The following is a 14,125-nucleotide window of genomic DNA, read 5'->3' as shown; positions in this document are numbered from 1 at the left end:
AATGGGATACGACGTCATCGTCATCGGTCTCGGCGGGATGGGCAGCGCCGCCGCGTACCACCTGGCCGCAAGGGGTCAGCGCGTGCTGGGCCTGGAGAAGTTCACCCCGGCACACGACAAGGGATCAAGCCACGGCGGCTCACGCATCATCCGGCAGTCCTACTTCGAGGACCCGGCGTATGTGCCGCTGCTGCTGCGGGCCTACGAACTGTGGGACCAGCTCGCCACCGACACCGGACTCGAGGTCTACCGACTGACCGGCGGCCTGTTCATGGGCCCGTCGGATGCCGTGACGGTCGCGGGAAGCCAACGGGCCAGCCAGGTTTGGGACCTGGCGCACGAGATGCTCGACGCTTCGGAGATCCGGCGCCGCTTTCCGACTGTCACACCGTATCCCGGCGACATCGCACTCTACGAAGCCAAGGCAGGCTTCGCGCGACCGGAGATGACAGTCCAGGCGCACCTCAACCTCGCCGAAAACGCCGGGGCTGAGCTACATTTCGGTGAGCCGGTCATCGAGTGGAGTGAGACGGGCGGTGGCGTAAGCGTCACCACGGCGCGCGGCACCTACACCGCCGGACAACTCGTCATCTGCCCGGGCGCATGGGCTCCCGCGCTGCTAGCCGAGTTCGGCATCCCGATCACCATCGAACGGCAGGTGCTGTACTGGTTCGACCCGCGCGGCGGCACAACGCCGTTCGAAAACCATCCGATCTGGATCCACGAAGACGCCACCGGCATGCAGGCATACGGTTTCCCCGCGATCGACGGGCCCGGCGGTGGCGTGAAGGTGGCCTTCTTCCGCAAGGGCATCGTCTGCACACCGGAGACCATCGACCGGACCGTGCACGACCAGGAGATCACCGAGATGCGGCATCGGGTAGGTCAGGTGGTGCCCGCGCTCGACGGGCCGTGCCTGCACTCGGCGACGTGCATGTACTCCAATACGCCCGACGAGCATTTCGTCATCGCCCGGCACCCGGACTCCCAGAACATCACGGTGGCGTGCGGCTTCTCGGGTCACGGCTTCAAGTTCGTCCCCATCGTCGGGGAGATCCTCGCCGACCTCGCCATCGACGGTGTTACCGGCCATCCCATCTCGTTGTTCGACCCCAAGCGACTGGTGACGACATGACTCCAGAACACCCACCCCTCCTTGACCCGCCAGCCATCGATCCACCCCCGGCGCTGCGTCAGACCCTGGCAGGCGATTACTACGTCAGCGACGCCGTATTTGCCCGCGAGCAGGAACACATCTTCGAGAACGCCTGGTTCTGCGCGGTGCGGTCATCCGACCTCGCCTCACCCGGCAAGTTCAAGAAGGTCCAGGTCGGCCGCGAAAGCGTGCTGCTGGTGCGTGGCCGCGACGGACTGTTGCGGGCGTTCCTGAACGTCTGCCGTCACCGCGGCGCCCAGCTGTGCACCGAGCCCGAGGGCGAGGTCAAACGCAGCATTCGTTGTCCCTACCACTCGTGGACGTATGCGCTGGACGGCAAGCTGATGGCCGCGCCCAACATCGCATCGCTGACCGACGAGTCCGGCGCGGCGATCGACCGCTACCGATACGGCCTTGTTCCCGTCGCGCTGACCGAATGGCTCGGCTACGCATGGGTGTGTTTGTCCGACACCCCGCCGCCGTTCGAGGACGTGATCGCCGAAACGACCAGAACACTCGGCGATTCCGACGCCATCAACCGTTACGGCATCGGCGGCCTTGACGTCGGCCATCGCGTCGTCTACGACGTGGCGGCCAACTGGAAGCTGATCGTCGAGAACTTCATGGAGTGCTACCACTGCAGCTCGATTCATCCCGAGCTCGTCGGTGTGTTGCCCGAGTTCGCCAAGGGTGTTGCCGCCCAGGCAAATATCGGCCTCGGCGCCGAATTCGGATCGCAGGTAGCCGGTTTCACGGTCGACGGCACCGCGGGCTTTGACCGCCTTCCGGGCATCACCGAGGAGCAGGATCGCCGCTACTACGCGATCACCGTCAAGCCGGCGGTGTTCATCAACCTCGTTCCTGACCACATCATCTTCCACCGGATGTTCCCGATGTCGGCGTCGCGGACCATCGTCGAATGCGACTGGCTCTACACCGGCGATGTGGTGTCCTCCGGTCGCGACGTTTCAAACTCGGTCGAACTGTTCCACCGGGTCAACGAGCAGGATTTCGAGGCGTGCGAGCGAACCCAGCCCTCGATGTCCTCTCGCGCCTATCGCAAAGGTGGGGTGCTCGTACCTGCCGAACACCACATCGCGGAGTTCCACGAGTGGGTAGTGTCCCGTCTCGGCGCCTGATGTCGCCGGCTGAGCGGCTCCGCAAAGCGAGGTGAGCGCAACATGAACGGTGAGCCCGATCTCCTGATCGGTGGGAAATGGCGTCATGCGTCCGACGGTGGGACTCGCGACATCGTCAACCCTGCCGACGGCAGCGTCGCCGCGGTTGTCGACGAGGCCACCCCGGACGACGCGCGCGACGCCGTGGCCTCTGCGCGAAAGGCCTTCGACGACGGCAAATGGTCGGCGACCCCCGTCGCTGACCGGGCCGCGCTGCTGGACCGGGTCGCAGATCTGCTTGCGCGGGACAAGGAGTCGCTGGCCGAACTCGAGACAAGGGACACCGGAAAGACGCTGGCCGAGAGTCGAATCGACATCGACGACGTCACATCGGTCTTTCGCTACTACAGCAGGCTCGCTGCCGTCGAGTCGGACCGCATCGTCGACGTCGGCGATCCTGCAGTGATCAGCCGGGTGGTGCGCGAACCCATCGGGGTGTGCGTGCTGATCGCGCCGTGGAATTATCCGCTGCTGCAGATCTCCTGGAAGATCGCGCCCGCGCTGGCCGCCGGTTGCACGATGGTGGTCAAACCGAGCGAGGTCACCCCGCTGACCACGATCGCGTTCACCCGCCTGCTCCAAGAGGCCGGGGTGCCGGACTCGGTGGTGAATCTGGTGCAGGGCAGCGGCGCCACGCTCGGGCCCGCACTCACCGACACCCCCGATGTCGACTTCATCTCGTTCACCGGCGGGGTGGCCACCGGCAAGGCCATCTCCAAGGTCGCCGCCGAGCATGTCACCAAGGTGGCTGTTGAACTCGGTGGCAAGAATCCGCACATCGTGTTCGCCGACATCGCCGACTCCGGAGACTGGGACGCAGCCGTCGACCACGTCCTCACCGGTGTGTTCCTGCACTCAGGGCAGGTCTGCTCGGCAGGCACCCGGCTGATCGTCGAGGAGTCCATCGCCGACGACTTCGTCGCCGACCTTGCCGCGCGTGCGGAGAAGATCCGGATGGGCGACGGCATGGACCCGGCAAGCGAAACCGGCCCATTGGTCTCCGAACAGCAGCGCGCCAAGATCGAAGCCTTTGTCCAGCAGGGGCTTTCCGAAGGTGCGAAACTAGTCACCGGCGGTGCCCGGCCGAGCGACGCAGCTCTCGCCAAAGGCAGCTTCTATCTACCCACGATCTTCGATCGGTGCGACCGGTCGATGCGAATCGTTGCCGAGGAGACCTTCGGGCCGATTCTTACGGTGGAGCGGTTCACAGACGAGGCCGAGGCGATAGAACTCGGCAACGACACGGAATACGGCCTCGCGGCGGGCGTTCGGACGTCCGACCAGGCGCGGGGCGAACGTGTGGTGCGGGCACTGCGGCACGGCACGGTGTGGCTCAACGATTTCGGCTACTACACCGCGGCGGCGGAGTGGGGCGGATTCGGAAAGTCGGGCAACGGTCGTGAGCTCGGGCCAACCGGGCTCGCGGAATATCAAGAGATCAAACACATCTGGCACAACACCGCACCCCAACCCGCCGGCTGGTTCAAGGGCTAGAGAGGACAACCTGCATGTCGATCAAGGAGCCGCACGCGGACAGCGGAATGGAGGATTTCGGTTACCGCCAGTCGCTGGACCGCAGCATCGGAAAGTTCGCGAGCTTCGCCGCCGGCGTCAGCTACATCTCCATCCTCACCGGCACGTTCCAGCTGTTCTATTTCGGCTTCGGCACCGCAGGACCCGGCTATCTGTGGTCGTGGCCGATGGTGTTCGTCGGGCAGATGGCCGTCGCGTTGTGCTTCATGGAGTTGGCAGCCAAGTATCCCGTCGCGGGATCGGTTTACAACTGGAGCAAGAAGCTCGGCAGCCGCCTGGTCGGATGGTCGTCGGGCTGGCTGATGCTCACCGCATCGATCGTGACGATCTCGGCGGTGGTGCTGGCCTACCAGCTCAACCTGCCGCGGATCTGGAGCGGCTTCCAGATCATCGGCGACGGCAGCGGGGAATACGACTTCGCCGCCAACGCCGTTGTCCTGGGCAGTGTCCTGATTGCATTCACCACTTTGATCAACGCCCTCGGCGTGAAGCTGATGTCGCGGATCAACAGCGCGGGGGTGTTCATCGAGCTGATTGCCGCCGTGCTGATCGCGATCATCCTGGCGCTCAACATCAAGCGTGGTCCCGACATCTTCTTCTCCACGCAGGGTTACGGCGCCGGTGAGAGCTACGGCTACCTCGGGGCCTTCCTCGTCGCGTCGCTGGCATCCCTGTACGTGATGTACGGCTTCGACACGGCGTCCTCGCTGGGCGAGGAGACCGTCGAACCACGCCGCACCGCACCCAAGGCGATCTTCCGGGCGATCCTCGCCTCGTTCGTCATCGGCGGTGCGATCCTGGTGTTCGCGGTGATGTCGGCACCGAACCTCGAGGACCCGCAGATCGGCGAAAGCAGCGGCGGCTTGCAGTACATCGTCGAGCAGGTGATGTGGGGACCGCTTGGCAAGATCTTCCTGGTCTGCATCGTCGTCGCGGTCACGGTGTGCACGCTCGCGGTGCACACCGCAGCCATCCGGCTGTCCTTCGCGATGGCACGTGACAACGCGTTGCCGTTCGGCGAGAAACTCGCGCGGGTCAACCCCAAGACGCAGACACCGATCATCCCCGCGGTCGTCATCGGTGTGATCGCCGCGATCATCCTGGTGATCAACATCGAACAGCCCAAGATCTTCACGGTGCTGACCTCGATCGCGATCATCATGATCTACCTCGCGTATCTGATGGTGACCGGTCCGATGCTGAAGAAGCGACTGCAAGGCCAGTGGCCGCCGAAGGATCTCAAGGAGGGCGGCTACTTCACCATGGGCCGCTGGGGACTGCCGGTGAACATCTTCGCCGTGCTGTGGGGTTCGTTGATGGCCTTGAACCTGGCGTGGCCGCGTGCCGACGTATACGGCGAGCCCTGGTACAACACCTGGGGCGCGTTCGTCTACATCGGCGTGATCCTCGGATCCGGCTTGCTGTGGTACTTCATCAAGGGCCGCCACCACATCGGCACGCTGGAATCGCATGCCGCCGCGACCGTAGCCGAGGCCGAGAAGCCTCTCGAGCAGGCGTGACATGGGGGGCGCCGGCACATTCGACTATGTGATCGCCGGTGGCGGCACCGCAGGCTGTGCATTGGCCGCGCGGCTATCGGAGGACCCTGACGTAACGGTGTGCCTGCTCGAGGCCGGGCCGACCGACGTCGGCGACGACAACATCCTGGTGTTGTCGGAGTGGATGCATCTGCTGGACTCCGGCTACGACTGGGACTACCCGGTGGAGCCCCAGGAACGAGGCAACTCCTTCATGCGGCATGCACGGGGGAAGGTGCTCGGCGGCTGCTCGTCGCACAACTCGTGCATCGCGTTCCTGCCGCCCGCCGAATGCCTGGACGAATGGGTGACCATGGGCGCCGACGGCTGGAGCGCCGCCGAGATCCTGCCGCTCACCGAGCGGCTCAAGCAGACGGTGTTGCTTCGTGACGTCCCGCCCGACGATCCCTGCGGGGCAGCGGTTCTCGAGGCTGCGGCGAAGGTCGGCATGCCGACCGTTGCGTTCAATCGCGGCGAAACCGTCCGCAACGGCGCAGGCTGGTTCCAGATCAACGCCGCCGAGGACGGCACCAGGATGTCCAGCTCGCATGCCTATCTGCATCCGATCCTGGAGTCCAGGCGCAATCTCGAGGTGCGCACCGGTTGCTGGGTGTCCGAGATCATTTTCGACGACACCGTTTCCGCCACCGGTGTCCGCTACATGCGGCCGGATCTCACCGGATACGACACCGTCTCTGCGCGGCGCGAAGTCGTCGTCACGGCTGGTGCGATCGATACGCCGAAGCTGTTGATGCTCTCGGGAATCGGGCCGAGCGTGCACCTGCGCGAGATGGGCATCGCCGTGCGAGTCGACTCCCCGGGCGTCGGGGCGAACCTAGACGACCACGTCGAGGGCCTGGTGTTCTGGGAGGCGTCCAAGCCGATGGTGACGACGTCCACCCAGTGGTGGGAGATCGGGTTGTTCACCTGCGTCGACGAGGGTAGCGCCCAGCCCGATCTGATGATGCATTACGGAAGCGTGCCGTTCGACATGAACACGCTGCGGCGCGGCTATCCGACGACCGACAACGGATTCTGCTTGACGCCCAACGTGACTCAGGGTCGGTCCCGTGGCACCGTGCGACTGCGAAGCCCGGACTTCCGCGATCGGCCCCGTGTCGACCCGCGCTACTTCACCGACCCCGATGGCTACGACGACCGGATCATGCTGACCGGCGTCCGGCTGGCCCGCACGATCGCCGAGCAGACGCCGTTGGCGGCATGGGTGGGTCGTGAGCTCGCACCCGGTCCGGATGCGACGACCGACGACGAACTGCTCGACTACATCCACAAGTGCCACAACACCGTCTATCACCCGGCGGCGACGGCGCGGATGGGTTCGGTCAGCGACCCGATGGCCGTGCTCGATCCACAGCTGCGGGTCAAGGGCACCAGCCGACTACGCGTCGTCGATGCGTCGGCGATGCCGAAGCTGCCCGCGGTCAACCCCAACATCACGGTGATGACGATGGCGGAGAAGTGTGCCGACCTCATCCGACAAAGCTGACTCCGCGCCCGACCCGCCCGCTGAGCTGGCGTCGTTCCTGGCCGAGCACACGCCGTTCCAGGCGATGGCCGACGAGGAACTCAGCGACCTCGCCGCCGAGTCGGAGGTGGTCGACTTCCCGGCCGGTGCCGTCGTCGCCGACTACGCCAAACGGGTGCCAGGCGATGTCTGGATGGTGCGCAGCGGGCAGGTGACACTTCAGGCGAGCGCCGACGCCACCACGATCGACACAGTCGAGCCGGGCGGCATCTTCGGTTACACCCCGCTGCTCACCGGCGGCGGAATGGAATTCGTGGCGCGTGCCACGGCGCCCAGCACACTGATCCGGTTGCCGGGTGCCGTCGTGCGAGCCCAGTTCGCCAAGCCGGCGGGTCTGGCGTTCCTTGCGTCGACTGCGTGGAACGTGGGCCGCGCCGATCGCCCGACGATCGCGCCGACGACCGACAGCAGGCCGGTCGGCGAGCTGGTTCACGGCGACGTGCTCCTTGTCGGGCCCGACGCCTCGGTGCGCGACGCGGTGTGTCGGATGACCGAGCACCACGTGTCCTATGCGCTGATCCGGCTGCCGGACGGCGAGTTGGGCATCTTCACCGACCGAGATCTGCGGACCAGGGTGGTGGCAGCCGGTGTCTCGATCGACGCGCCGATCACCGAGGTGATGAGCGCGCCCGCCCGTCGCGTCACCGCGGATCTGACCGCGGAGACCGTGCTGATGGAGATGCTGGAGTGCGGCCTTCGGCACATGCCGGTCATGACGTCGCGCGGTGAGGTCGTTGGCGTCGTCGAAGACGCAGACCTGCTGGCGGCGTCGGCCAGACAGAGTTTCACACTGCGCCGCTCCATCGGATTGGCCGGTGACGCAGCCGAATTGCAGCAGGTCGGACAGCGGGTTACCGGGGTGGCCGCCGACCTGTTCCGCAACGGCACGAAGGCGTCGGCCACCAGCGCGATCCTGTCGGTGGTCATCGACAGCCTGGTGCGAAGGGCACTGGAACTCGCGCTGGCAGAAGCCGGTGACGATATCAATGGGTTCGCGTGGCTGACCCTGGGAAGTGTCGCCCGGCGCGAGGCGGTGCCGTCATCGGATGTCGACAGTGCGCTGTCCTGGCGAGACGACATGTCCTCTGCGAGTGCGCAATTGCGCGCCATCGCCATTCGCACCCACGAAATCCTCGATGGTTGCGGGCTGCCGTCGGATCGCAATGGTGCTGTCGCATATCAGCCGCTTTTCTCGCGATCGCAGTCGGAGTGGTTCGCCGCGGCCGAGGGTTGGCTCGATGATCCGCTGCGCGGCCAGGGCCTGATGATGTCGTCACTGCTCATCGACGGGCGGGTGGTGTGGGGCGACGCTTCGTTGCACACAGTGCCCGCCGCCTACCGCTCCATGCGCGACGAACATTCCGAGGCGTTGCGGTTGCAGCGACTCGACGCGTTGGCTGCGCGGGTCAAGACACGGTCGCTGCGTGACGTGTTGTCAAGGCGCGGCGGCACATTCGACCTCAAGCAGCACGCGATAACCCCGATTGTCAACCTTGCGCGATGGGGTGGGCTCAGCGCCGACGTCGGTTCGGCTTCGACGCCTGCGCGGCTGAGCGCCGCCGCACAGGCCGGCGCGATCAGCGATAGCGACGCCGAAACGCTGTGCGATGTCTTCGTGATGCTCCAGCGGTTGCGGATGGCCCATCAGGTCGCTCAGATAGCCGCGGGTCATACGCCAGGTGACGTGATCACGATGTCTGAGCTCTCGCCGCTGAATCGCAGCCTGCTCAACGAGGGGCTTCGGGAGATCGTCGGCGTGCAGCGACGGGTCCGCAACGTCGGAATCCCACCCGGATAGGGTGGCCGGTCGTGGGGGAGCAAAAGCCCAGTCAGAAGGCGGAGGCCGCGGTTCAATCGGTCGACCGCGCGCTGTTGGTGCTCGAGATCCTCGCGACGGCGGGCCAGGCCGGCGCCACCGAGATCGCCGCTGAGCTGGGGGTGCACAAGTCGACGGTGTCGCGGCTGATCGCCGTGCTGGAATCGCGGGGTTACGTCGAGCAGACGTCGGAGCGCGGGAAGTACCGGCTCGGGTTCGCGATCTCACGACTGGCGAGAGCCAGCAGTGGTCACCTCGATCTGGTCAAGCTCAGCCAAGACGTATGCGACGCGCTCGCCTCGGATGTGGGGGAGACGACGAACCTGGCGATCCTGGACGAAGCCCGTATCGTGAACATCGTCGAGGCGATCGGTCCTGAGCAGATCACCCTGCGGTCCTGGGTCGGCCAGAGCTGTCCGGCGCACGCCACGTCCAGCGGCAAGGTGTTGCTCGCCGGGCTCGAGCCTGCCGAGGTCCGCAACCGGCTGCCCACCACGCTGGAATCGTTCACCGCCAACACCGTGGTGCGGATCTCGGATCTCGAGAGTGAGCTGGCAACGGCGCGAGAGCGCGGATGGGCCTGCGTCGTGGAGGAACTCGAAATAGGCCTTAACGCGGTATCGGCGCCCGTCTACGATTTCAACTCGAATATGATTGCAGCGCTGAGTGTTTCGGGCCCGGCCTATCGTTTCGGCCAGGATCGGTTCTCGGAGGTGGCCAAGAAGACGACGGCCGCCGCCGACGTGATCAGTCGCCGCCTTGGCTGGGTCGAACGCGATCGAGGATGAGGCCGGCGAATTCCTGCGGGCACTCCAGCGGGGTGAAATGGCCCGCACCGTCGGCGCGGTGCGCCCGTGCGTCGACGAAGTAGTCGTCCAGCCGGTCGGCCCAGTCCCGCGGGAACAGCGGATCATGCTCGGGCAGCAGCACGTCGGTGGACGCCTGCACCTTGATCGCGCGCTCGGGAGGCGGTTCGGTGAGCGACTGCGCGACCATGCCCGCACCCGCGCGGTACCAGGCGATCGACGCGGTGAATGCACCGGGCAACGCGTAATCCGATGACAATCGCTCCAAATCGTCGTCGGGAAGAGTGAAATTCGGGCCCGACCAATGGCTCCAGAAATGGCGCAGGTATTCGCGCACGGCGTCGAGGTTTCCGTCGATCAGGCGATCGGCAAGGGGCAGCTGGTGGAAGGCCTGATACCAGAATTCCCGCTGAGCCTTCGGTGACAGCACCCTGTTGCCGACCCCGGGCAGAGGCGGCGAGAGCACCAGAGCGCTGGCCATCTCGGGATACATCCGCGCCACGCTCTGCGCTACCCGGCTGCCGACGTCGTAGCCGGCGAGCACGACATCGGTCAGGCCCAGTTCCTTGATGAGTCCCACCACGCTGCTTGCCTGGGCGCTTGCGCTGTAGAAATGACGGACATCGACGGCATGCTTGTCGGAACCCCCGAAGCCGCGCAGATCGGGCACGACCACGTCGGCGGCCTCGGCTAACAGCGGAAGGACGCGGCGATAGTCATGGCGGTTGCCCGGCCAGCCGTGCAGCAGCACCACCGCTGGCGCGCCGGTCGGCCCGTGCCGGTCGAACGCCAGCCGGAACCCGTCAACCGGGCTGCTGCGTGACGACATTGGTCAGATTTTGCCAACGGTCAGCCCGCTTTGTGCAGAGTTGGGGAATCACCGGTGATGACCGCCAGAATGTTTCGCCACGAGTCCGACGGCACGTTGACGATGTCACCATGCGCCAGTGGACCGGCCATGGGTCGGCCGTCGTCGTAATCACCTGCGGGCAAATGAATTACGCCGGGCATCTGGTCGGGATCGGCGCCGTGCGGGCTGGCCGGGTTGCCCTGCACCACCTCGATGAGGTCACCTGGAGCCGTCATCGAGAACCTCAGCACGTCCGGGTTTCGGTTGTGCCAGTCGGATGGATCGTCGACACCGACCCCGGCACCCGCCGCCGCAAGGTAGAGCGTGCGGTCGGCGGTCAGACCGAAAACCTCCGCGGTACCCAGGATTGAACCGCCGTAGGAGTGGCCGATGTAGGTGACGGGGAGGTCGCGGCCGGTGGCGTCGACCGTACGGTCGACGTCCTCGCTGAAGGCCACAAGGCGCGGCGCCATGTCAAGGGCGTAGCGCGGATCCGCCGCGTCGACCACGCCGGTCGCCACGTTGTCGCCGCGGGGGAACGCGCCGCCGAGGTAGGTGATGGTCGCGACCTCGCCCCGGGTGGCGGACACGAAACGCCTGGCTGTCTCTGTGTTGGCCGCCGAGTTTTCGATTGTGGTGTTCAGCCCGGGGACCATGACGGCGACGCTCCTCGCGGTGGCCAGGTTCCCGTTCAGCTCGATCAGCGATGCCCGGTCGGGGTCGAAGGCGAGGATCTGGCGATCTACCCGGCGGCCGCTGCGCGCGGGGTCGTCGACCTCGGCGAGCAGACCTTGGTAGAACGCCACACGGGCCTGTGAGCCTGGGCCGTCGCTTCGCCGTTCGTCGGCGATAGCCTGCGCGATGTTTACCCGGTTGGCCGCGATCCGCATATCCCACGGCACCCCGTCGGTGTTGCCTACCTGCTTGGGGAATTCATCGACGAGGCGTTGGCGCTGTTCGGTTGTGATCGCGGTGATCTGATTCGCGATTCGGTCCTGGCCGATCGCCGACCAGCCCGCGACGACGTCGGCCAGCGGAACCGGCCATGCCCCGGCGGGCGCTGTCTGGGCCGGCGGTGCGTGCGCCGGGTTCAGTGCCTCGGTGATGTCGTGCGCGGTGTCTGCATCGGCTGCCCCCAACCGGTCGAGGGCGGCGACGATCCTCGTGCTGAGCACATCGGTCGTCACCTGCATGCTGCCGCCGGCCAAGGTGGCCAGCAGAGGCCTTGCGCTGCCCCCGGTGACGACACCGTCGTCGGCGACGACGAACCCGTCGGCTCGTGCGGCCGCCAGCAGCGCCTGCAGATCGTCTTGCGCCGAACTCATCTGCTCGGCGCCGTCACGCGCGGCTACGGCTGCGGTGATCAGGCACCGCGTCGCGACTGCGCCGCCGGCGGCGATCGTGCCGCCATGACCGCGGGCCGCCTGCGCGGCCGATCCGGACCAGAAGTCGCGGCTGCCTGCGATTGCGTGCACAACGGCGTCGACGCGGCTCTGCAGGTCGGTTGCCGCGGCGTCCCAGCCGTCGGCGGTCTTGCGCAGTGCGTCGGGATTCCACGCCTCTGCCTGCGCGACGGTCGGCCTGGTCACCGGGGAGGGAAGCGGTCGGCGCTGCGCCGGTCGGCGCGCTCGAAGGCATCGGCGGCCATGCGTGCCGCGACCGCCCAGCCGCGCATGTTCGCGATGACGTCGCTGAGTTTGGCGGCGATTAGATCAGCTGCGGGGACGGCGCCGGTCGACGATCCTCTCAGTTCATCGGCGGGCGTTGTGGGCCAATGCATTTCAGCGATGGCATCGGCAGCTTCTGTGACGTGGTCAGCGACTGCGCGCAACGCGTTCAGATCGACTTCGGTGTTTCCCCCCATGCCTCATGCTGGCAGATCACCGCCTTGCGGCGCTGACGTTATCCACAGGCGGCTGTGCGGCCCCGCACGGTAAAGCTGTCGCAACGCCGCGGCTGATGCGCCGCGATTCGAAACCACCCCGTAAGCTCGATAACGTGCAGCGGCGGATCATGGGCATCGAGACGGAATTCGGTGTGACCTGCACCTTTCATGGGCACCGACGGCTGAGCCCCGACGAAGTTGCGCGGTATTTGTTTCGCCGTGTGGTGTCGTGGGGCCGCAGCTCCAACGTCTTCCTCCGCAACGGCGCGCGGTTGTACCTCGATGTCGGCAGCCACCCGGAATACGCCACCGCCGAATGCGACAGCCTCATCCAGCTCGTCACCCATGACCGCGCAGGCGAGCGGGTGCTCGAGGACCTGCTGATCGACGCTGAGCAGCGGCTGGCCGACGAGGGCATCGGCGGCGACATCTACCTGTTCAAGAACAACACCGACTCGGCAGGAAACTCATACGGCTGCCACGAGAACTATCTCATCGTGCGCGCAGGCGAGTTCTCCCGCATCTCCGATGTGTTGCTGCCGTTCCTGGTCACCCGCCAGCTCATCTGCGGGGCAGGCAAGGTGCTGCAGACGCCCAAGGCCGCCACCTTCTGCCTCAGCCAACGCGCCGAGCACATCTGGGAGGGCGTGTCGTCGGCGACCACCCGTAGCCGCCCGATCATCAACACCCGCGACGAACCGCATGCCGATGCCGAGAAGTACCGCCGCCTGCACGTCATCGTCGGCGACTCCAACATGAGCGAGACCACCACGATGCTGAAAGTGGGCACGGCCGCGCTGGTGCTGGAGATGATCGAATCCGGCGTGGCGTTCCGCGACTTCTCGCTGGACAACCCGATCCGGGCGATTCGCGAGGTCAGCCACGACCTGACCGGGCGGCGGCCAGTGCGGCTGGCAGGCGGCAGGCAGGCCAGCGCCCTCGACATTCAGCGCGAGTACCACTCGCGTGCCGTCGAACACCTGCAAACCCGCGAGCCAAACCCACAGATCGAGCAGGTCGTCGACCTGTGGGGACGCCAACTCGACGCCGTCGAGAGCCAGGACTTCGCGAAGGTGGACACCGAGATCGACTGGGTCATCAAGCGCAAGCTGTTTCAGCGCTACCAGGATCGTTACAACATGGAGCTTTCCGACCCCAAGATCAGCCAGCTGGACCTCGCCTACCACGACATCAAACGGGGCAGGGGCGTCTTCGACCTGCTGCAGCGCAAGGGACTGGCCACGCGCGTCACCACCGATGAGGAGATCGAGGAGGCGGTGAACACCCCGCCGCAGACCACCCGGGCCAAACTTCGCGGCGAATTCATCAGCGCAGCACAGGAGGCGGGCCGCGACTTCACCGTCGACTGGGTGCACCTCAAGCTCAACGACCAAGCGCAACGCACCGTGCTGTGCAAGGACCCGTTCCGCTCTGTCGACGAACGGGTCAAGCGGCTAATCGCGTCGATGTAGGTGCGCGAGCGCTCAGCCCTGTACGCGTCTGGCGCGAACATCTGTACAACAATGAGTGCTCGGCCGTTATCCACAGGGCCTACTGGCGGCTTCGCGTCGGGGCAAACCACAATGCGCGATGCCGCCGGAGCTCAGCACGCTCTTCTTCGCGCAGGGCGGAGTCGCCACCTCAGCACAGATCTTGCTCCACTTGACCCGCCGCGGGATGCAGCGGCGGCTGAAAAACGCCGAGTTGGTGAAGATTCTTCCGGGCATATACAGCCTCGGTGCGCCTGACGCCCTCACCCGGCTACGCGGACTGGATTGCCGGTTCGCCGTTGAATACGACGGTTTCGATTGGCACAG

General features: G+C 66.0%; 11 protein-coding genes. 8 read left to right on the top strand and 3 right to left on the bottom strand.

The window, feature by feature from the left end:
* The first annotated feature begins 1 nt into the window (after position 1).
* The 7 genes from solA (at position 2) to D6M19_RS13775 (ending at position 9,555) form a co-directional block, all read left to right on the top strand.
* Positions 2-1,135, top strand: coding sequence for an N-methyl-L-tryptophan oxidase (gene solA / locus D6M19_RS13805; RefSeq protein WP_123025790.1), 1,134 nt, complete (start codon positions 2-4; stop codon positions 1,133-1,135).
* Positions 1,132-2,295 carry an aromatic ring-hydroxylating oxygenase subunit alpha gene (locus D6M19_RS13800; RefSeq protein ID WP_123025789.1) on the top strand — a complete coding sequence of 388 codons (1,164 nt, stop codon included), beginning with the start codon at positions 1,132-1,134 and terminating at the stop codon, positions 2,293-2,295. Before solA ends, D6M19_RS13800 begins: the two co-directional genes overlap by 4 nt.
* 42 nt (positions 2,296-2,337) lie before the next feature.
* A complete protein-coding gene (locus tag D6M19_RS13795) occupies positions 2,338-3,828 on the top strand; it encodes an aldehyde dehydrogenase family protein (RefSeq protein WP_123025788.1) in 1,491 nt (496 codons plus the stop codon).
* 14 nt (positions 3,829-3,842) lie between these two features.
* Positions 3,843-5,387: an APC family permease gene (locus tag D6M19_RS13790; RefSeq protein ID WP_123025787.1), complete on the top strand. Its 1,545-nt coding sequence runs from the start codon at positions 3,843-3,845 to the stop codon at positions 5,385-5,387.
* 1 nt (position 5,388) lies between these two features.
* The gene (locus D6M19_RS13785; RefSeq protein WP_123025786.1) at positions 5,389-6,912 is read left to right on the top strand and encodes a GMC family oxidoreductase; all 1,524 of its coding nucleotides are present in this window, start codon (positions 5,389-5,391) and stop codon (positions 6,910-6,912) included.
* Positions 6,913-6,976: 64 nt separating this feature from the next.
* Complete coding sequence (locus tag D6M19_RS13780; RefSeq protein ID WP_123025898.1) at positions 6,977-8,749, top strand: putative nucleotidyltransferase substrate binding domain-containing protein; 1,773 nt, start codon at positions 6,977-6,979, stop codon at positions 8,747-8,749.
* A gap of 11 nt (positions 8,750-8,760) precedes the next feature.
* Positions 8,761-9,555: an IclR family transcriptional regulator gene (locus D6M19_RS13775; RefSeq protein ID WP_123025785.1), complete on the top strand. Its 795-nt coding sequence runs from the start codon at positions 8,761-8,763 to the stop codon at positions 9,553-9,555.
* On the opposite strand, the gene D6M19_RS13770 is transcribed toward D6M19_RS13775, so the two are convergent.
* The 3 genes from D6M19_RS13770 to D6M19_RS13760 are packed head-to-tail and all read right to left on the bottom strand — an operon-like array spanning position 9,515 to position 12,287.
* Positions 9,515-10,402: an alpha/beta fold hydrolase gene (locus D6M19_RS13770; RefSeq protein WP_123025784.1), complete on the bottom strand. Its 888-nt coding sequence runs from the start codon at positions 10,400-10,402 to the stop codon at positions 9,515-9,517. The genes D6M19_RS13775 and D6M19_RS13770 overlap by 41 nt on opposite strands.
* Before the next feature lie 20 nt (positions 10,403-10,422).
* On the bottom strand, positions 10,423-12,012 hold the full coding sequence (locus tag D6M19_RS13765; protein ID WP_123025783.1) for an alpha/beta hydrolase: 1,590 nt from the start codon (positions 12,010-12,012) through the stop codon (positions 10,423-10,425).
* A complete protein-coding gene (locus D6M19_RS13760) occupies positions 12,009-12,287 on the bottom strand; it encodes a DUF7162 family protein (RefSeq protein ID WP_123025782.1) in 279 nt (92 codons plus the stop codon). Before D6M19_RS13760 ends, D6M19_RS13765 begins: the two co-directional genes overlap by 4 nt.
* 134 nt (positions 12,288-12,421) lie before the next feature.
* On the opposite strand from D6M19_RS13760, the gene pafA reads away from it, so the two are divergent.
* The gene (gene pafA / locus D6M19_RS13755; RefSeq protein ID WP_123025897.1) at positions 12,422-13,780 is read left to right on the top strand and encodes a Pup--protein ligase; all 1,359 of its coding nucleotides are present in this window, start codon (positions 12,422-12,424) and stop codon (positions 13,778-13,780) included.
* The last annotated feature ends 345 nt before the right edge of the window (positions 13,781-14,125 follow it).

This window comes from Mycolicibacterium stellerae, assembly GCF_003719305.1.
Classification (GTDB): domain Bacteria; phylum Actinomycetota; class Actinomycetes; order Mycobacteriales; family Mycobacteriaceae; genus Mycobacterium; species Mycobacterium stellerae.
This window is presented reverse-complemented; position numbering and strand designations above follow the sequence as displayed.

What these genes read in the sequence shown, in the direction of transcription:
- solA (WP_123025790.1), top strand. Translation starts at nt 2, where the DNA reads ATGGGATACGACGTCATCGTCATCGGTCTCGGCGGGATGGGCAGCGCC.
- D6M19_RS13800 (WP_123025789.1), top strand. Translation starts at nt 1,132, where the DNA reads ATGACTCCAGAACACCCACCCCTCCTTGACCCGCCAGCCATCGATCCA.
- D6M19_RS13795 (WP_123025788.1), top strand. Translation starts at nt 2,338, where the DNA reads ATGAACGGTGAGCCCGATCTCCTGATCGGTGGGAAATGGCGTCATGCG.
- D6M19_RS13790 (WP_123025787.1), top strand. Translation starts at nt 3,843, where the DNA reads ATGTCGATCAAGGAGCCGCACGCGGACAGCGGAATGGAGGATTTCGGT.
- D6M19_RS13785 (WP_123025786.1), top strand. Translation starts at nt 5,389, where the DNA reads ATGGGGGGCGCCGGCACATTCGACTATGTGATCGCCGGTGGCGGCACC.
- D6M19_RS13780 (WP_123025898.1), top strand. Translation starts at nt 6,977, where the DNA reads ATGGCCGACGAGGAACTCAGCGACCTCGCCGCCGAGTCGGAGGTGGTC.
- D6M19_RS13770 (WP_123025784.1), bottom strand. Translation starts at nt 10,402, where the DNA reads ATGTCGTCACGCAGCAGCCCGGTTGACGGGTTCCGGCTGGCGTTCGAC.
- D6M19_RS13760 (WP_123025782.1), bottom strand. Translation starts at nt 12,287, where the DNA reads ATGGGGGGAAACACCGAAGTCGATCTGAACGCGTTGCGCGCAGTCGCT.